The 19,300-nt window shown below is 69.0% G+C and carries 15 protein-coding genes; 3 read left to right on the top strand and 12 right to left on the bottom strand.

What is annotated here, in order from left to right:
- Positions 1–5: 5 nt before the first annotated feature.
- From BLS50_RS25495 to BLS50_RS25485, 3 genes are all read right to left on the bottom strand, one after another.
- The gene (locus BLS50_RS25495; RefSeq protein WP_074805014.1) at positions 6–479 is read right to left on the bottom strand and encodes a nuclear transport factor 2 family protein; all 474 of its coding nucleotides are present in this window, start codon (positions 477–479) and stop codon (positions 6–8) included.
- 56 nt (positions 480–535) lie between these two features.
- Positions 536–1,720, bottom strand: coding sequence for an amidohydrolase family protein (locus BLS50_RS25490; protein WP_074805012.1), 1,185 nt, complete (start codon positions 1,718–1,720; stop codon positions 536–538).
- A 71-nt stretch (positions 1,721–1,791) separates the two neighbouring features.
- Positions 1,792–2,991, bottom strand: coding sequence for an amidohydrolase family protein (locus tag BLS50_RS25485; protein WP_074805009.1), 1,200 nt, complete (start codon positions 2,989–2,991; stop codon positions 1,792–1,794).
- Between the two features lie 463 nt (positions 2,992–3,454).
- Here BLS50_RS25485 and BLS50_RS25480 point away from each other — a divergent pair, with 463 nt between their 5' ends.
- Both BLS50_RS25480 and BLS50_RS25475 read left to right on the top strand, forming a co-directional pair.
- The gene (locus BLS50_RS25480; RefSeq protein ID WP_074805007.1) at positions 3,455–4,105 is read left to right on the top strand and encodes an outer membrane lipoprotein; all 651 of its coding nucleotides are present in this window, start codon (positions 3,455–3,457) and stop codon (positions 4,103–4,105) included.
- A 281-nt stretch (positions 4,106–4,386) separates the two neighbouring features.
- On the top strand, positions 4,387–4,911 hold the full coding sequence (locus BLS50_RS25475) for a GNAT family N-acetyltransferase (protein WP_074805006.1): 525 nt from the start codon (positions 4,387–4,389) through the stop codon (positions 4,909–4,911).
- A 70-nt stretch (positions 4,912–4,981) separates the two neighbouring features.
- Here BLS50_RS25475 and BLS50_RS25470 read toward each other — a convergent pair whose 3' ends face one another.
- The 3 genes from BLS50_RS25470 to BLS50_RS25455 form a co-directional block, all read right to left on the bottom strand.
- On the bottom strand, positions 4,982–6,979 hold the full coding sequence (locus BLS50_RS25470) for a glycoside hydrolase family 28 protein (protein WP_074805003.1): 1,998 nt from the start codon (positions 6,977–6,979) through the stop codon (positions 4,982–4,984).
- 468 nt (positions 6,980–7,447) lie between these two features.
- A complete protein-coding gene (locus BLS50_RS25460) occupies positions 7,448–8,632 on the bottom strand; it encodes a M20 aminoacylase family protein (RefSeq protein WP_074806707.1) in 1,185 nt (394 codons plus the stop codon).
- 41 nt (positions 8,633–8,673) lie between these two features.
- Complete coding sequence (locus BLS50_RS25455; protein ID WP_074804996.1) at positions 8,674–9,906, bottom strand: diaminopropionate ammonia-lyase; 1,233 nt, start codon at positions 9,904–9,906, stop codon at positions 8,674–8,676.
- Positions 9,907–10,096: 190 nt separating this feature from the next.
- On the opposite strand from BLS50_RS25455, the gene BLS50_RS25450 reads away from it, so the two are divergent.
- Positions 10,097–10,573, top strand: a complete 477-nt coding sequence (locus BLS50_RS25450) for an Lrp/AsnC family transcriptional regulator (protein ID WP_074804993.1) — start codon at positions 10,097–10,099, stop codon at positions 10,571–10,573.
- Between the two features lie 63 nt (positions 10,574–10,636).
- Here the strand turns inward: BLS50_RS25450 and BLS50_RS25445 are convergent, their stop codons facing one another.
- The 6 genes from BLS50_RS25445 to BLS50_RS25420 all read right to left on the bottom strand — a co-directional run bounded on the left by BLS50_RS25445 (position 10,637) and on the right by BLS50_RS25420 (position 19,282).
- On the bottom strand, positions 10,637–12,361 hold the full coding sequence (locus BLS50_RS25445) for a tannase/feruloyl esterase family alpha/beta hydrolase (protein WP_074804990.1): 1,725 nt from the start codon (positions 12,359–12,361) through the stop codon (positions 10,637–10,639).
- Positions 12,362–12,394: 33 nt separating this feature from the next.
- Positions 12,395–13,543, bottom strand: coding sequence for a porin (locus tag BLS50_RS25440; protein WP_011548809.1), 1,149 nt, complete (start codon positions 13,541–13,543; stop codon positions 12,395–12,397).
- Between the two features lie 63 nt (positions 13,544–13,606).
- Positions 13,607–14,812: a 3-(3-hydroxy-phenyl)propionate transporter MhpT gene (gene mhpT / locus BLS50_RS25435; RefSeq protein ID WP_027814404.1), complete on the bottom strand. Its 1,206-nt coding sequence runs from the start codon at positions 14,810–14,812 to the stop codon at positions 13,607–13,609.
- A gap of 215 nt (positions 14,813–15,027) precedes the next feature.
- Positions 15,028–16,935, bottom strand: a complete 1,908-nt coding sequence (locus BLS50_RS25430) for a feruloyl-CoA synthase (RefSeq protein ID WP_074804985.1) — start codon at positions 16,933–16,935, stop codon at positions 15,028–15,030.
- Positions 16,932–18,380 carry an aldehyde dehydrogenase gene (locus tag BLS50_RS25425; protein WP_053524160.1) on the bottom strand — a complete coding sequence of 483 codons (1,449 nt, stop codon included), beginning with the start codon at positions 18,378–18,380 and terminating at the stop codon, positions 16,932–16,934. The genes BLS50_RS25430 and BLS50_RS25425 overlap by 4 nt, the downstream gene beginning before the upstream one ends.
- A gap of 71 nt (positions 18,381–18,451) precedes the next feature.
- Entirely contained in the window at positions 18,452–19,282 is an 831-nt protein-coding gene (locus tag BLS50_RS25420) for a p-hydroxycinnamoyl CoA hydratase/lyase (RefSeq protein WP_011548805.1), read from the bottom strand.
- Between the last annotated feature and the right edge of the window lie 18 nt (positions 19,283–19,300).

The following is a 19,300-nucleotide window of genomic DNA, read 5'->3' as shown; positions in this document are numbered from 1 at the left end:
AACAATCAGAACATCGTGTTGCCGTTCGCCGCCTGCTCGGGCACCGGCTGGTTGACGTCCCAGTGTTCGACGATCTTGCCGTGTTCGAGCCGGAAGATGTCCATGATCGCGCTGCCGCGCGTGCCCGGTTCGCGCACCGCGTGCACGTGCAGGATCACGTAGTCGCCATCGACGAACGAGCGCTTGATCTCGCTGTGCGACTGCGGATATTTGTCGCGCAGGAACGCGACGAACTTGCGGAAGCCGTCGCGCCCGTCGGCCGCGTTCGGGTTGTGCTGCACGTAGCAATCGCCGACATACGCGAGCGCGGCGTCCGCATCCTTCTCGTTCAGCCCTTTCTCGTAGAACGCGAGTACCGTGCGCCGGTTGGCTTCCTGCTGCGCGTCGGCCGGACCGGCCGCCACCGCATGCGCGGCGGTCACGGCGAACAGGGCCGCCGCCATCCATCGTGCGGCTCGTGCCGCGGTCGTGCGTCGCATCGTCGTCTCCCCTGAAATCCGGCTGAAAACCGGATCATACCGGGGCGACGCGGCGCTCAGACCAGCGCGCCGTTGCGCGCGACGATCTTTCCGGACGACACGACGAGCCGCCGCACCGGCCGGGCGACGACAGCCTCGGCGAACGTCAGCGCATCGACGAGCACGACGTCCGCGCGGCTACCCGGCTGCAGCCCGTAATCCGCGAAACCACAGCCGCGCGCCGCGCCGTGCGTCACGCAGTCGAGCGCAACTTCGAGCGCATCGTCGCGGCGGAAATCATTGCGCATGCCGATCAGCATCGCGCGTTCGAGCATGTCCGGCGAGCCATACGGCGTCCACGTGTCGCGCACGCCGTCGTTGCCGCCGATCACGGTCACGCCCGCCGCACGGCATGCGGCCACCGGCGGCACCGGCACCGCGGCCGGCGCGGTCGTCACGATCGCGACGCCGAGCTCGGCCATCCGCGCGAGCAGCGCATCGCGCTCGCGTTCGGCGATGTCGCCAAGACAGAAACCATGGCTGATCGTGACCTTGCCGTGCATCCCGTGCGCGGCGGTGCGCTGCAGGATCAGGTCGAGCGAGTACGCGCCCATCGATCCGCGCTCGTGCAGATGGATGTCGAGCCCGCGGCCGTGACGCTCGGCGATCGCGAACAGCACGTCCACCGCCTCGACCGGATCGCCCTCGATCGCGCACGGATCGAGTCCGCCGAGCAGGTCGGCGCCGGCGCGGAGCGCGTCGGACAGCAGCGCATCGGTGCCCGGCCGCTTGAGCACGCCCGATTGCGGAAACGCGACGATCTGGATCTCGACCTGCCCGCGCAGCGTCTCGCGCGTCGCGAGCACGCCGTGCAAATGGCGCAGCCCGGCTTCGGTATCGACGTCGACGTGCGTACGGATGCGCGTCGTGCCGGCCGCGAGGAACGCGCGCGCCAGCCCGAGCGATGCGGCACCCGCGTCATGGCCGCTCGTCGCGCGATAGTGGCGTTCGTTCTCGATGCGGTCGACGAGGCGCGGCCCGACCGCGTTGCGATACCACGGCATCCCCCAGTGGGTCTTGTCGAGGTGAGTGTGGCCCTCGACGAGGCCGGGCAACGCCAACGCGAGCGCGCCGTCCTCGATCGCGCAGCCGACGGGCGCGTCGAGCGCCGGGCCGACACGGGCGATGCGATCGCCTTCGATCAGGATATCGAGTGCCGCGTCAGCGCTCGTGCGGACATTGCGGATCAGCAGGTTCGTCATGTCGGTTCCGGTCAGGTCGGTCAGTGCAACGCAGGCACGGCGCGGGCCGTGCCGCCGATCGGGTGGGTGGGTCAGCGCGTGAAGCGCAGCGACGGCGCGAATGGTGCGCCCGTATCGCTTTCGCCGCGGCGGAATACCCAGCGTTCGGCCGGCACACCCGCGACGGCCGCCGCCGCGTTCGGCGCACGCACCGCGACGAAGCTCGCGTCGCAGCCGACCGCGATTCCATAGTTCTCCTTGCCGATCGCGCGTGCGCCGGCGTGCGTCGCCATGTCGAGTGCGATGCCGAGCGCTTCGTCGGTGTAGAAGCCCGACCGGTAGCCGACCATCATCGCACGCTGCAGCATGTCGCCGTTGCCGTACGGCCACCACGCGTCGCGAATGTTGTCGTTGCCCGCGAACACATGCACGCCCGCGTCGCGCAGCCGTTGCACCGGCGGAAACGCGCAGTCGCCCGGTGCATTCGTCAGGATCGACACGCCGGCTTCGGCCAGTGCCACGGCGGTGCGCTGCACGTCGTCGTCGCTCACCTGACCGAGCGCATACGCATGGCTTACGTTCACGCGGCCGCCGAGCCCGGCCGCGCGCGTACGCGCCGCGATCCGCAGCAGTTGCGCGATGCCCGTGTCGCCCGGTTCGTGCAGGTGAATGTCGATTTTCGCGCCGCGCTTCTCGGCGATGCCGAACACGATGTCGAGCTGGCCGTCCGCGTCTCCGTCGAGCGTCGTCGGGTCGATCCCGCCGACCACGTCCGCGCCTTCGCGCACGGCTGCGTCGAGAATCTCGGCGGTGCCCGGGCAGGTGATCACGCCGGCCTGCGGAAACGCGACCAGTTCGATGTCGACGATGCCGCGCCATTGTTCGCGCGCGGCCATCACGGCATGCAGGTTCGACAGGCCCGTCGTCGCATCGACGTCGACGTGGCTGCGCATCGCGATCGTGCCGAACGCGGCGGCCTGCGCGATCAGCGCATTCGCCCGCTCGACGATCGGCGGTGCGGCCGCGAGTTGGCGCTTCTCGACCGCGAGCCGCTCGCGCAGCGAGCCGACCGGTTCGTGCGGCACCCAGCGATCGCCGACGAAGCTCTTGTCGAGATGGATGTGGCCGTCGACGAAACCGGGCAGCACGACGCGACCGTCGAGGTCGATCGTCTGCGCGCCGGGCGCGGCTGTGCAATCGGCGCCGATCGCGGCGAAGCGGCCGTCGCGGACGACGAGATTGACGGGCCGGCCGCCGGCGTCGCGGGCGTTGATGAAGAGTCGTTCGGTCATGGCTTCGAATGTGGGGCGGTCGCGGCGCGACACCGGCGCGGATCGAGGAAGGACCGCGGCCGGCGCGGCGCGACCGTTGGCAGGGAATCCGGCCACGATATCGAACGCTGCCGCCCGAGGCCAATTAAATGTCGCGATGCCGCGCATTCGATTTCGCGATGCGCGGCGCGAAGGCCTGCCGGGCCGGGCGCGACGGGGGGCGCGATCGTCGATGAAATGGCCGAAATGTCTTCGGCAATGCACGGGCCGCGTCGTCGGCACGCGTGCGCCGGGAAGCCGCGCCACGTCCTTGCCGCGCACGGCTTCGACGCCCCGCCCCACCGGGGATTTACGCGGCAACAGACTTTACACGTTGTTACCCGGCCGCACCGGACGCGCATCCGGCCATTCCTTATACTCACGCCGAGTTCGCCACCCATCACGGGAATCCATCGGCGGACACGTTGCCGATGCAGGAATCATCATGATGCGCATGCCTTCCACGAAGACCGTTCTGTTCGCCTCGCTCGTCGCCGTGGCGGCGCTTCCGCTCACCGCCTGCGTCGCGCCGGGCTACTACGGCGCGCAGCCGGGCTATCCGCAACAGCAGCAATACGCGACGCCCGGCTATGGGCAGCCCGCGTACTCGCAACCGGGCTACGTGCAGCAGCAACCGGCGTATCCGAACCAGGCGCCGCAACCGTACGATCAATACGGCAACCCGTCGCAATACGGCTCGCAGCCGTATGATCAGTACGGCAATCAGCAGCAGCAATACGCGACCCCGTACGGCGCGCAATACGGCACCGTGTCGAACATCCAGCCGGTCAATGGCTCGGTCGCCCCGTCAGGCATCGCCGGCACCGTCGTCGGCGCGCTGGTCGGCGGGCTGGTGGGCAACCAGTTCGGCCGCGGTCACGGCCGCGATGCGGCGACCGTGATCGGCGCGCTCGGCGGGGCGGTGGCGGGCAACCAGATCGGCCAGCAGATGGGCGCGGCGCAAGGCCCGAGCAGCTACCGGATCGACGTGCAGGTGAGCGACGGCTCGATGCGCTCGTTCGACGTGCAGTCGCCGGGCAACCTGCGTCCGGGCGACCGCGTGCAGATCAACGGCAATCAGCTGTCGCGCTATTGATTCCGCCGGCGTGCGCGTGAATTGATCGCGCGCACGTCGCCGATTTGACGTCGGGGGGCCGGTGCGGTCCGACGGCGCATGCGCTTTATACCCTTTACGCCCGCCCTCCTTGATCGCGGCACGACGCGCCGCCATCCCTGTCTTCTCCGTTCACGATCGTGCGCGCAGCGCGTGCGACGCACCGACCATCGCCACGCGGCATCCGGATTCCTATTAGGATAACGACGATGCATCCCGCGACCGCAGCAGCGGCGCGCCGGCATGCACGGCCCACAACCGGAATGCTGCCGATGACGATAAAGATCACGATCCGCCTGCTTGACGCCGCCGATGCGGCGCAGTTCCAGACCGTTCGCCTGCGTGCGGTCGACACCGCGCCCACGTCCTTCCTGCCGACGCTCGACGAGGAATCGCAGGTGCCGGTCGACGAATTCGCGAAGCGCCTCACGCCGACGCAGGCACAGGCCGTGTTCGGCGCGTTCGACGGCGACACGCTCGTCGGCATCACCGGCGTGCGCCGCGACGCGCGCACGAAGATCGCACACAAGGCGACGATCTGGGGCGTGTACGTCGATGCCGCGTATCGCGGGCAACGCATCGCGCAGGCGCTGCTCGACAGCGCGACCGGGCATGCGGCGAACGCGTGGGGATGCAAGCAACTGATGCTGTGCGTGAACGACGTCAACCGTACCGCAGAGCGGCTCTATGCATCGCAGGGGTTCGTGCGGTTCGGCACGGAGCCGCGCTCCCTGTTCGTCGATGGCCGCTTCTACGACGAGCACTACATGATCAAGACGCTGGCGTAACGCATGCGCATTCGCGCTCGCGTGCGGGCACCGGCCGGGCCGCACGCGAACGCCTCTGGATGAGCGCGCCCTACCGCTTGTCGTTGATCGTCGTGTTGACGACCTGCCCGGCGATCGTCACGTTCGTCAGCGTCATCGCGCTCACGTTGAATGCATAGATCGGCCCCGGCGACGTGACCGTCGGTGCGCCTGACGCGACCGGCGTGCCGAAGTCGCAATTGCTGATCGTCACGCCGGAAATCGGCTGCACGACCGGCGTCGGCGGCGTGCCGTTGTAGTCGAACGCGACCGGCCCCTGCGCGACGATCGCCTGGAAACACGACGCGGTCACGCCGTTCAGCGTCACGTTGCTCGCCTTCACGTCGGCGATCGTCACGTTCTGGACGACCGGTGCGCGCGTGCGCACCGCATCGTTCGCCGGCTGGTAGTCGCAGTCGAACGTGACGATGCCGCCCTGCGCGGCCGACGGATTGCCGGCCGACGGCGTCACGACGCCGAGCGGCACGCTCGCGTTGACCGGGCTGCCCGCGAGCAGCGCGCTGCCGTAGCCGCCGCCCTTCAGCGTCACGCCGTTCGGCAGCGTGACGCCCTTCACGTGGAAATCCTTCACGTAGCCGCCGCGGTTCATGTTGGTCTTCACGCGAATCGCGATGTTCAGCGGATTGGTCTGCCAGTTCGCGTTCAGCATCGACAGGTTCGTCGCGTAGATCTGCTCGACGCCGCCGCCCATCTCGCTGCCGAGCGTGATGCCGCCGTGCCCGCTGTTCATCGTGCAGTTGCGGATCAGGTGCCGCTTCGCGGGGCCGTATTCGGTGTCGCGGTCCTTGCCCGACTTGATCGCGATGCAGTCGTCGCCGGTGTTGAACGTGCAGTCCTCGCACAGCACGTCGGTGCACGCGTCCGGATCGAAGCCGTCGTTGTTCGGGCCGATGCTGTTGGTCGTCACGCCGCGGATCACGACGTTGCGGCTGGCGGTCGGATGGTGCTGCCAGAACGGCGTGTTCTGCGTCTGGTAGTTCGCCATCAGCACGTTCGTGCAGCCGATGAATTCGACCATGCACGGCCGCAGGTAGTGGCCGAGGCCGAAGATGCGCCGCTCGACCGGCACCCCGGCCTCGGACAGCGCGGGCAGGTAGTTCTGGTCCTGCTGCCACGGCGTGACGGGCGACGTCAGCAGCGCGTAGAGCGCGTCGGGAATCGCGGGCGCGACGATGCGCAGGTCGACGTTGTTCGGATTCGCCGAGTTCTGCGCCGGCACCGTCGCGCTCGCGCCGTACGCGCCCGACGAGCCCTTGTAGGTCCACCAGCAGACGCTGTTCGCGCCGCTGCCCGAGAACGGCGTCATCGCCTGCCCGTTGAGCACCGACGTCGGGCCTTCGCCGGTCAGCGCGATGTTGGTCGCGTTGCGCGCATAGACGGGCGCGCCGTAGTTCAGGCAATCGTTCGCCTGCCAGCGGCTGTAGTACAGCCGGCCGTTCGCGCCGCAATCGACCGGGCCGTCCTTCGCGTAGTCGGTCGGGTTCGGGCTGAAGTAGATCGTGCAGTTCGCGCTCAAGTGGAACGTGACGTTGCTCTGCAGCACGATCGGCCCCGCGCAATACCAGTTGCCGGGCGGCACGACGACGCGGCCACCGCCTTCGCGCCGGCATGCGTCGATCGCCGCGAGAAAGGCCGGGCGCGAATCGAAGGCGCCGGGCGCGGTCGTCAGTTCGGAGCCGGGGCTGACGGGCGATTTCGCCACCGGGTACGGCGACGTCTGCGCGACCGTCGCGCAGGGGCGCGCGCCGTAGTGCGTCACGTCGAAGTCGCGTCCGCGCCGCGCGAGCCGCGACACGTGCGCGAGCGACGCGGCAATGCGCGCCGCCGCGCCGTGCTCGCCCCACACGAGATCGACCGCCGACGCATTCGGCGTCGCGCCTGCCGCCAGGGCGCGGGTGGCCGCGAACGGTCCGCCGAGCATCGCGCCGCCGGCAAGTGCGCCGGTCCAGCCGATGAAGGCGCGGCGCGATACCCGTTTCGATGCGGGCGATCGGACGGACGAAGACGGACGGCGGCGATGGGCGGCCATGGGTACTCCTTCTGGGTGGAAGTATCGATGCGCCGCCGGGCGGGCGGTCGCCATTTATACGTCGTCGTACTACATTGCGCAGTCTAGACGCGATTGGCGCAGGGTATGTATTTGTCGTTTACCCTGTTTTTACTGAATATATGGCCTGTATGTGTGCGCACACTCACATCGGGAAAAGAGGGCTTAGAGATAAGTTGTCGTATGTTTATGCGCAAAAATTTTTACTGAACCGCGGCGTGCTGATCACGCCGTTCCACAACATGATGCTCGTGTGCCCGCAAACGACGGCCGACGATGTCGATCGGCTCGTCGCGCAATTCGATGCGTGCCTCGGTGAACTGGCCGGTTGATCGAATGCGACGATGGATGATCCTCGACGCGCCGGCACCCCGGTGCGGTCGAGCATCGATGCGTCGTCGATGACAAAGGCGCACCGCGCGCGCAGCGCAGCGACCCGCCCCCGCCCCGCTACACCGCCTTCAACGCGCGCCGCGCCACCTCCGCGAAATACCGCGCGCCCACCGGCAAAATCTCGTCGTTGAAATCGTACGTCGCGTTGTGCAGCGGCACACCGCCTTGCCCGGCCGCTTCGCCGTTGCCGATGAACACGAAATTGCCCGGCACCGCCTGCAGGAACGCGCCGAAATCCTCCGAGATCATCATCGGCTGCACGTCGGCGTTCACCGCGTCGGCGCCCACGATATGTGCGGCGGCCTGCACGGCCGTGTCGACCCATTCCGGGGAATTCACCGTCGGCGCGAACTCGTGCGTGTAGTCGAACGTGCAGGTCGCACCGTGCGTGCGGCAGATTCCTTCGCTGATCTCGCGCATCCGCGCCTCCAGCAGCGCCTGCACGTCGCGCGAATAGCTGCGCGTGTCGCCCTTGATCGTCACCGTCGACGGCAGCACGTTGCGCAGCCCGTCGGTGATGAATTCCGTGCACGAGACCACCGCCTGCAGGCCCGGGTCGAGATTGCGCGACACGATCGTCTGCAGCGCGAGCACGATCTGCGCGCCGATCACGATCGGATCGATGCCCATGTGCGGACGCGCAGCATGCGTGCCGCGCCCGTCGATCCGGATCACGAAGTTGTCTTCGCTCGCCATGATGCCGCCCGCACGCGTCGCGAACGTGCCCGCGCGCATGCCCGGCATGTTGTGCGCGCCGAAGATCGCATCGACCGGAAAGCGCTCGAACAGCCCGTCGGCCATCATCGCCTTCGCGCCGCGGCCGTGCTCTTCCGCCGGCTGGAAAATGAAGCGCACCGTGCCGTCGAAATCCTTGCGCTCGGCCAGCAATTGCGCGGCGCCGAGCACCATCGACATGTGGCCGTCGTGCCCGCACGCATGCATCTTGCCCGGCGTGCGCGACACGTGTTCGCGGCCCGGCGCGTGCTCGGCGATGTTCAGTGCGTCCATGTCCGCGCGAATGCCGATCGCGCGCTGGCCGGTGCCCGCCGTCAGGTTCGCGACGAGCCCCGTGCCGCCGATACCGCGATGCACGTCAAGCCCGAGCGTCGTGAGAATCCGCGCGACGTAGTCCGACGTATTCAATTCTTCGAAACCCGTCTCCGGATACTGGTGCAGATGGCGGCGCCAGGTCTTCAGTTGCCCCTGCAGCGTGCTTGCTTCGATTGCGTCGATTGCGTCCATCGTGTTTGCCTCGTCGGTCGTCATGTCGGTCGTCACGTCGTTCAGGCCGCCACCACCGCGCGGCTCAGCCAGTCGCGCTGGCGCGCCAGCACCGCGTCGGCCGAATCGCCCACGCAATCCCGGTATACGGACGGCGCGGTCGCCCCTTCCGTGTTGATCGCCAGCACGCGCGCATTCGCGTCGAGTCCGACCTGCCGCGCAAGCGCCGGGTCGCGCATCAGCACGTCGAGCCCCGCCACGCCGGCCGCCCCCGATTCGCCGGCGACGAGCGGCACGTCGCGTTCGCTGCCGGCCGCGAGCCCGCGCATCGCCTGCACCGCGTCCTCGTCGTCGATCAGCATGAAATGGTCGATGCACATTTCGAGGAAATCCCACGCGAGCGGCGACGCCTCGCCGCACGCGAGCCCGGCCATCACCGAATCGACGCTGCCGCTCGCCTTCGTCGCGCGCCCGGCCAGCGCGCTCTGGTACAGGCAATCGGCCTGGCGCGGCTCGACGACGACGAAGCGCGGCCGCCGCGCGCCGTCGCGTTCCCACAGGTAACTCGCGACGCCCGCGGCGAGGCCACCCACGCCGCCCTGCAGGAACACGTGCGTGAACGGGCGGCCGTCGTCCTCCGCCGCCTGCGCGGCCGCTTCAGCGGCGATCACGCCGTAGCCCTGCATCACGTCGCGCGGAATCGCTTCGTAGCCGTCGTACGACGTATCCGACACGACGTACCAGCCGTTCGCCTGCGCGAGCTGCGCCGCGCAGACGACCGATTCGTCGTAGTTCCCCGCGATGCGCACGATCCGCGCGCCGTACGCCGAGATCGCGCGTTCGCGCTCCGCGTCGACGTTCGCGTGCAGCACGATCACGCAGCCGCAGCCGATCGCGCGCGCGGCGGCGGCCAGCGCGCGGCCGTGATTGCCGTCGGTCGCGCTGATCACCGTCAGGTCGGCCAGCTCGGACGCGTAGCGGCCGGTGACGAGCCCTTGCGGATCGAGTTCTTGCGTGCGGCGCAGCCGCTTCACGAGCCGCACCAGCGCGATCGGCGCGCCGAGCGCCTTGAAGCTGCCGAGCGGCGAGCGGCACGACTCGTCCTTCACGCTGACGCTCGCGACACCGAGCCGCGCGGCCAGATCGGGCAGCGCACGCAGCGGCGTGCGCGCGTGGCCGACGAGCGGCCAGTGCGCGAGCCACGCACCGCTTTCGTCGGCCGACGCGATGTTCATCACGCGGCGCAGCGCGTTCGGATAGGCGGTGCGCGACGCACGCGGGTTGGCGATCAGCATGGCGAAAAGGCTCCGGAGCGGGACCGCGCAGGCGGGCGGTCGTGTGAGACAGATGGGTCTGGGCAGGCAGGCGCGTATTGCGCTCACCGTCGGTTGGAAAAATAATATTGCGCATACCGGTGAATGAAATCGCCAAATCGACCGCTCCGACGCAAAAATTTCTCATTCTTTCGAGGTTTCACGCGCCATCATGACGACCCCTCTCGATGCGTTCGATCGCAAGCTGTTGATGGAACTCCAGCGCGACGCGCAGACGCCGCAGGCCGAGCTCGGCGCGCGCGTCAACCTGTCGACCGCCGCGGTGAACCGGCGGCTGCGGCGCCTCGCGGAAGATGGCGTGATCGAGCGCTACACGGCCGTCGTCGCGCCGGACAAGGTCGATCATCCGCTGACGATCGTCGTGAACGTCGAGGTCGAAAGCGAGCAGATCGACCAGCTCGACGCGATGAAGCGCGCGTTCGAGCGCTGCCCGCAGATCCAGCAGTGCTACTACGTGACGGGGGAATGGGATTTCGTGCTGATCCTCGCGGTGCGCAACATGGATCAGTACAACGCGCTCACGCGCGAGCTGTTCTTCGCGAACAACAACGTGAAGCGGTTCAAGACGCTGGTGAGCATGAGCCGCGTGAAGGTCGGGCTCGACGTGCCGGTCGATGCCGGCGAGTGAATGCGGCGATGAAACAGCCGGCGCGCGACAACGTGCGCCGGCTGTTTCCCATCGACGGTTACCTCAACGACAGCTGAAGCTCGCCGCCGAGTTCAGGTCGCCCGAACCGTTGTAGCGCGCGACCTGCGGATACGGGCACAACGGACGCGTACGGCCCGCGCCCCACGACGTCGGCACGTCCGCATTCGGCATCGCGTTCGTCGTATCGCGCGCGGTCGCCACGACCGCCGCGGGCGCCTGCCCCTGTTCGACCCACGCGACGAGCGGCGTCAGCATGTCGAACTGGTCGGCGGCCGGCCCGCCCGAGCAGTGGTTCATCCCCGGCACCGGATAGAAGCGTGCGAAGCTCGACGCATCGCCGCCGTTCGCCTGCGCGACCTGCGCATACCAGTCGCGCGTGTCGTTGAACGAGAACACCGGGTCGCCGGTGCCGTGATAGACGAGCAGCTTCGCGCCGCGCGACTTCAGCGCGGCGAGGTTCGTCTCGTCGGGCGGCGTCATGAACGACCACGACGATTGCGTGTAAGTGCCGTTCGTCGCGAAGATCGCCGGCGCGTCGTTGTCCATGTCGAAACCGAGCGCGAAACCGGGCAGGTTCGCGAGCGCCGCGGCGGTTTTCGGCGGCGTCATGAACGTGAACGCCATCGCGGCCGGATCGAGCGTGACGGAATTCGACTGCTTCCACCCGGCCCAGCCAGGGCCCGAGATGCCCGGATCGTACGGAAAGCTCGCGTAGAGCGCCGTGCCCGCGCTGTTGCGCGCACCGGCGAACACGTTCTCCAGCGCGGTTTTCTGCGCAGGCGTCAGGCACGACCCGGTGCGCGTGCCGTTCGCGCAGGTCGGGATGTCAGTGTCGACGCTGAAATGCGCCTGGCACGCGGCGACGTCCTGCACCATCCCGTCGGCCGCGCCATCGAGCGCATCGCATTTCTCGAGAATCTTCGCGCCGACGAACTGGCGCTCCGCATCGTTGAAACCGCTGCGGATGTCCGGCAACCCGTTCGTTCCGGTGGCCGACGCGATCTTCGCGAACTGCTGGGCGCCGTACATCTCGCCGATCGCCGCCTTCGGCAGATGGAAGCCCGGATCGCCCGCGATGATGCCGTCGTAGTCGGCCGGGTTGCGCACCGCCGTGACCATCGCGTGACGGCCGCCGTTCGAGCAGCCGCCGAAATAGCTGCGATCGGGCGCCTTGCCGTACGCGAGCCGGATCACCTGCTTCGCCATCGGCGTCAGCGCGTCGACGGCGCCGTAGCCGTAATCGATCCGCGCCTGCGGATCGAGACCGAACAGCGGATTCTGCGCGGCGCTGTGCCCGGAATCCGAGCTGATCACCGCGAAACCCTGATTCAGCGCGTTGGTCAGCGGGCCGCCGCCGCCGATCTCGCCGGTCGCGGTCACGACGTTGCCGTCGAGCCCGCCGTTGGCCTGGTAGAAGAAGCGGCCGTTCCACGCTTTCGGCAAGCGCATCTCGAAGCCGATCGCATAGGTGTTGCCGTCCACCGCGCTCACGCGCTGGTTCATCTTGCCGGCGATCACGCAGTGCTCGGCGACCGGCTTGCCGGCCACCGTCAGCGTGCCGGCCGCGGCGGTCGTCACCGACGTGAACGACGTGTTCGCATACGCGAGCTTCGCGGCGAGCGCGTCGCAGGTCTGCGCCATCGTGGCCGGCGTCGCGGCGCTCAGGTGCGTGGGCGGGGCGCTGATCGAATCGTCGCCGCCGCAACCGGCGAGCAGGGCGGCGGCGGACAACGGCGCGATACAGAGGAATGCAGATTTCCTGTTCAAGATAACTCCCGTTGGGTTCGTCACGCCGGTGAATCAGAACATGTGCCGCATGCCGACCATCGCGCCGAGCTGCCCCATCCCCGCGCCGGGTGTCGTGCCGGGCCCGCCGCCACTGACCGAGTAGCGTGCATGCTCGCTGTTCCACAGATACGACGATTGCGCGTAGACGGCCGTGCGCTTGGTCAGCAGATAGGTCGCGCGCAGCGTGGCCATCGTCGCGCGCGTGTCGTGCGCGCTGTTGACGATCCGGTAGCCTTCGCCGTCGACGATGAAATCGGGCTTCACCGCATACGACGCGCCGACGAAGAACAGGTCGGAATGCGCGCCCGCCGCGGCCGGCGAACCGGTCGACACGCGCCGCCCGATCCAGCCCGCGCCGATCTTCGCGCCGGCCGCCTGCGCATACGCGCTGACGTGCGTGCGCGCATCCTTGCCGCCGCTGCTCGTGAAGGGAACGGGCGCCACGCCGTCGAAGAAGTTGGCGGCCGCGCCGGTGCCGCCGCGCTGTTCCTCGTACGACGCCGCCGCACCGAAGTACGCGCTGTCGTACTTGAGCATCACCGACCAGTTGCGGCACTGCACCGCGTCGCCCGGCACCTGCCCCGCGCACGTGCCCTGCCCCGGCGAGTTGCCGGTGCCCGCGCCGTCGCGGCCGAACGAATAGGCGGCGCCGAGCGTCACGCCGCGATACGTGCCGAGGTAGGTCACGGCGTTGTCGGCGCGGCCGTTCGGCACGTACGCGTCGAACGAGCCGAGCCCGTAGATGTCGGGGCCGATGATGTCCGCGCCCTGCAGCGCGAGATAGGTCATCGTGTACTGACGGCCGAACGCGAGCGTGCCGAAGCCGCTCTTCAGCCCGACGAACGCCTGCCGCCCGAACAGCCGGCCGCCCTGCCCGAGATCGCCGCCGCGCACGTTGAAGCCGCTTTCGAGCGTAAACACCGCCTGATAGCCGCCGCCGAGATCCTCGGTGCCGCGCAGCCCCCAGCGAGACGGCAGCTCGCCCGTCACGCCCGGCATCCGCACCACGTGATCGCCGGCCGCGTTCGCATGCGACACGAATTCGACGCCCGTATCGATGATCCCGTACAGCGTCACGCTCGACTGCGCATGCGCGCCGGGCGCCGCGAGCGCGCAGCACGCGCCGGCGGCCAACAGGCCGTTCCTTGTCTTCGTCTTCATCGTTGCGTCTCCAGACCTTGAGTAAGCGCGCTCTGACGGCGCGCATTGAAAAAAACCGAAACCTCAGTCGCCGGCTTGCGGGCGGCGAATCAGCACGAACGCAGCGAAAGCCGCGACGAGCGTGACCGGGATGCTCGCGCCGATCACGACCGGCGCGCTACGGCCCGCGGCCAGCAGCGTCGCGGCCGCGAGCGGCCCGACGACGGAGCCGAGCCGGCCGACGGCCACCGCCGCGCCGACGCCGGTGCCGCGCATCGCGGTCGGGTAGTAGATCGCCGCGAGCGCATACAGCACCGACTGCCCGCCGACGACGAACATCCCCGCCGCGAACGCGGCGGCCGCGAGCGACCCGAAACCCGGCGCGGCCGCGAGCGCGGCGAGCGACAGCACGATCCCGACGTACATCCCGCCGACCACGCGCGACGCGCGCATCCGGTCGAGCGCCGCGCCGATGCCGAGCGCGCCGAGCCCCGCGCCGACGTTGAACGCGATCTGCACGAGGCCGACGTGTGCGCGATCGAGCCCGCGCGAGGCCATCAGCGACGGCAGCCAGTTCAGCAGGAAGTAGAGGACGATCAGCGTGCAGAAGTAGCTGACCCACAGCGCGACCGTCGACGTCGTGCGGCCGTCGCCGAACAGCGTCTTGCCGACGCTCGCGCGTGCGGCCGGCGTGCCGGCGACGTCGAGATACGCGCGCGATTCCGGCAGGAACCACACGAGCAGCGGCACGAGCAGCAGCGGCCCCACGCCGCCGACGTAGAAGATGTGCCGCCATTCGGTGTCGCCCGCGAGCAGCACGCCGATCACCGACGCGATCACGCCGCCGAACGGAATCCCGCAGTACATCGTCGCGACCGCGCTGCTGCGCGAGCGCGGCTCGACCGCTTCGGACGACAGCGCGATCAGGTTCGGCATCGCGCCGCCGAGGCCGATGCCGGTCAGCACGCGCACGACGACGAGCATCGCGAACGTCGATACCTGCGCGGTCGCGATCGACAGCAGCCCGAACAGCACGACCGATGCGATCAGCACGCGCTTGCGGCCGATCCGGTCGGCGAGCCGCCCGCCGAGCATCGCGCCCGGCAGCAGCCCGAAGGTGCCCGCGCTGAACGCGATGCCCATCTGCGACACGGTCAACCCGAATTCGCGCGCCATCCGCGGCGCGGCGACGCCGACCGACTGCAGGTCGAGCCCTTCGAGGAGGGCGATCGCGAAACACAGCGCGAGCGTGGTCGCGACCGTGGATTTTTCGGCAACGTAAGTGTTCATGTCTCCAGTCCCATGTCTTTGTAGTCGGTCGGCCGTGTAACGACCGCCGCGCGCCACCGCCGGCCAGTGGCGGTTCGGCGCGCGAGGTGTCGTATGAACGGCCGCCTTTATCAGGCAACCTGATTCACTGGCCGAAAGAGCGCCTGCCGGTGTCGTGGCCGGCCGGTCGTTGTGCCTGCTCGCTGCTTACTGCTGTAACTGCTCGCGCGTGCTGCCTACGCGTAAATCACGTCGGGATCGCGCCGCGCCGGGTCGTACAGCGCGTCGATCGTCGCCGCGCGATGCTTCTGCACGGCCGCCTGGTTCAGCGAACCCTTGTCGGTCACCTCGCCGAGATCCAGCGACGGCGGCGTGTCGATCAGCCGGATTCGCGCGACGAACGTCGAACCGCCGCTCGCATTCCGGTTCAACGCAGCCAGCCACGCCGCGAACGCCGCGCGCACGGCCGGCGCGCGCAGCACGTCGGTCACCGAGGCATCCGCGGCGAGCCCTGCCAGCGCCCGGCACGCGTCGACGCGCGGAAACACCAGCAAGCCGATGTCGTCGCGATTGATCCCGGTGACGACCACGTCCTGCACGTACGGCGCCCCCGTCGACACGGCATTCGCGCGCAACGGCCCGACGCTCACGAACGTGCCACTGCTCAGCTTGAAATCCTCGGTCAACCGCCCGTCGAACAGCAGCCCGAGTTCCGGCCGCTCCGGATCGGCAAAGACGCCCGCGTCGCCGCTGCGGTAATAGCCTTCTTCGTCGAACACGTCGCGCGGATCGACGTCCGCGTGCCAGTAGCCGCGCATCACGTTCGGCCCCTTGAAGCGCAGTTCGTGCTTGCCGCCGCACGGCACGAGCTTCGCGTCGCAGCCGGGCGCGGGCAGCCCGATATAGCCGGCGCGCATCAGCGGCCCCGTCGTGAACAGGCACGACGGCGACGCCTCCGTCATCCCGAGGCCGGCCATGATCCGGATACGCTCGCCGCAATGCGCTTCGGTCACGCGGTCGAGCCGATCCCACGCGGCCTGCGACAGCCCCGCGCCGCCGAAGAAATACAGCTTCACGCGCGAGAAGAACGTGTCGCGCAATTCGGCATCGCGTTCGAGCGCGGCGGTCAGTTCCTCCCAGCCCTTCGGCACGTTGAAATAGATCGTCGGGGCGATCTCGCGCAGGTTGCGCACGGTTTCGTCGAAGCGGCCGGGCATCGGGCGGCCGTCGTCGATATACAGTGTGCCGCCGTTGTACAGCGCGATGCCGAGGTTGTGGCTGCCGCCGAACGTGTGATTCCACGGCAGCCAGTCCACCAGCACCGGCGGCTCGCGCGTGAGTTCCGGCATCGTCTGGCGCAGCATCTGCTGGTTGCTGCACAGCATCCGGTGCGTGGTCGGCACGGCCTTCGGCTGCTTCGTCGAACCGGACGTGAACAGGATCTTCGCGAGATGGTCGGGGCCGACCGCCTCGTGGATCGCGTCGATCGTGCGCGGTGCGGTGGCGAGCAGGCGCGACAGCGGCACCGCGCGGCCGCTTGCATCGGCATCGGCATCGACATCGCGCGCGACGATCAGCGCCGCATCGGCCGGCAACGTCGCGTCGAGCGCCCGCGCGAATGGCGCGCGTTCCGCGACGAACACCGCGCCCGGCCGCAGCACGCCGAGCGTGTGACGCAGCTTGCCGTAGTCGGTCGACACCAGCGAATACGCGGGCGAGATCGGCGAGTACGGCACGCCGGCCAGCATCGCCGCGAACATCAGTTGCAGGTGCTCGAGATCGTTGCCGGACAGCACCGCGAGCGGACGCTCGGCCGACAGCCCGAGATCGACGAGGCCCTGGCCGAGCGCGCGGGCACGTTCGAGCATCTGCGCGTAAGTGATCTCGATCCAGTTTCCGTCGGCGCCGCGCCGCGCGGCGAGCACGCGGTCGGGGTGCGCCTGCGCGCCCCGCACGAGGCAGTCGGTGACGCGCGTCGGGTAATCGCCGAGCGGCTCGCGCGAACGCAGGTACCAGGTACCGTCGTCGGCGCGGCGAATCTCGGCCGCGCCAACGGCGACGGCGGCCGCGCGATAGCGCACGGCGTCGGCGTGTTGACCGACCTGAAGCGGCGCCTTCTCTGCATTCATCGTCGGCTCGCTCATATCGGGTAGTGGCGCGGCGTGGTCTGCACGGTGATCCAGCGCAGCTCGGTGAATTCGGCGATCGACGCGCGGCTGCCGAAGCGGCCGTAGCCGCTCGCCTTCGTGCCGCCGAACGGCATCTGCGCTTCGTCGTGCACGGTCGGCCCGTTGACGTGGCAGATCCCCGACTCGATCCGCCGCGCGACCGCCATCGCACGTGCGATATCGCGGCTGAACACGCTCGCCGACAGCCCGAATTCGCTGTCGTTCGCCAGCGCGACCGCCTCGTCGTCGCTGTCCGCGCGCAGGATCGCGACGACTGGCGCGAACGATTCCTCGCGATAGAGCCGCATGCCGGGCGTGACGCCGTCGACGATCGCGGGCTGCATCGTCGCACCCTCCACACGGCAGCCGAGCGGCAGTTGCGCGCCCTGCGCACGCGCATCCTCGACCAGCGACGCCGCGCGCGCGGCGGCCGACGCATCGACCATCGTGCCGAGCGGATGGCCGGCCAGCGGATCGCCGGCGACCAACGTGCGCGCCTTCGCCGCCAGCCGCTCGACGAGCGCATCGGCGATCGGCCGCGCGACGATCACGCGCTCGGTCGACATGCAGATCTGCCCCTGGTTGAAAAATGCGCCGAACGCGATCGCGTCGACGGCCGCGTCGAGATCGGCATCGTCGAGCACCAGCACCGGCGCCTTGCCGCCGAGTTCGAGCAGCACGGGTTTCAGGTGCGCGGCGGCGTGGCGCGCGATGATGCGGCCGACGTGCGTCGACCCGGTGAAGTTGATCCGCTTCACGTGCGGATGCGCGATCATCCGCTCGACGAGTTCGGGCGCGTCGGCCGCCGCGTGCGTGATCACGTTGACCACGCCGGCGCCGAGCCCCGCTTCGTCCAGCACCTCGCCGATCAGCGCGTGCACGCCCGGGCACGCCTCGGACGCCTTCAGCACGACCGTGTTGCCGCATGCGAGCGGCATCGCCAGCGCACGTGTGCCGAGGATCACCGGCGCGTTCCACGGCGCGATGCCGAGCACCACGCCGCACGGCACGCGCATCGCGAGCGCGAGATTGCCCGGTACGTCGGACGGGATCACGTCGCCGTCGATCTGCGTCGTCATCGACGCGGCCTCGCGCAGCATGTTCGCCGCGAGCGTCACGTTGAAGCCGAGCCAGCCGGGCGTCGCGCCGGTTTCGGCCACGCCGGTCGCGATGAACGCGTCGATGCGCGCATCCATCAGGTCGGCCGCCTTCAGCAGCCGGCGGCGGCGCTCGGTCGGCGCAAGCGCCGCCCATGCGGGGAACGCGCGGTGCGCGGCGTCGATCGCCGCGTCGGCGTCGGCCACGCCGGCCGCCGGCGCGCGCGATGCGAGCGCGCCGGTCGCGGGGTTGAAGCGGTCGAAGGTGCGCCCGTCGCGGGCGTTGCACCACTCGCCGCCGATCAGCATCCGTCTGTCTGTCATGTCGTCTCCTGCCTTGCCTGTCTCTTGCGATTACGCCGGCGATGATGCCGGCGGCTGCGTCGGTGCTTGTCTCAGCGCTTGTATGCCTGCAGGCCCGGCTTGATCGTCTTGTCGTCGAGGAATTGCTTCAGCCCCTGCTCGCGGCCGCGCTCCGGGTCGCGCAGCTGCGCCTGGTCGAGCTTCGCATACAGGTAATCCTCGCACTGTTCCCACGTGAGCTCGCGCGAACGCTTGAAGCCGTGCTTCGCCGCGCGCAGCACGACCGGGTTCTTGTCCATCAGCCGCGCGGCGAGCGCGATCGTCGCGTCGCGCAGTTCGGCGAGCGGCACGCTGCTGTTCACGAGGCCCATTTCCGCCGCCTCTGCGCCGGTGAACGTGTCGCCGGTCATGATGTAGTGCAGCGCGCGGCGATGCCCGACCGTGTCCGCCATCGCCTTGCTGACGAGGTTGCCCGGCGGGATGCCCCAGTTGATCTCCGACAGCCCGAACACCGCGTCGTCCGCCGCGATCGCGAGGTCGCACGCGACGAGCGGCGAGAACCCGCCGCCGAAACACCAGCCGTTCACCATCGCGATCGTCGGCTTGTTGTACATCCGCAGACGGCGCCACTGCCATTCCGATGCGTCGCGGCGCACTTTTTCCTGCAGCGCGTCGGAGCCGCCGTCGATCTCGCGGAAATATTCCTTCAGATCCATGCCGGCCGTCCACGCGGCGCCCGCGCCGGTCAGCACCAGCACCTTTGCCTCGTCGTCGAACTCGACCGCGTCGAGGACTTCCAGCATCTCCCGGTTCAGCGTCGGGCTCATGGCGTTGCGCTTCTCGGGGCGATTCAGCGTGACCCACGCGATGCCGGCCTCCACTTTCACTTCAACGGTCTGCCAGCGGTTGTCGTACTTGCTCATGTTTGTTCCTGTCGTTCG

It is taken from the genome of Burkholderia orbicola (assembly GCF_900100915.1).
GTDB lineage: Bacteria > Pseudomonadota > Gammaproteobacteria > Burkholderiales > Burkholderiaceae > Burkholderia > Burkholderia orbicola.
The sequence above is the reverse complement of the archived record's forward strand: the minus strand, read 5'-3'. Positions and strand labels throughout refer to the sequence as shown.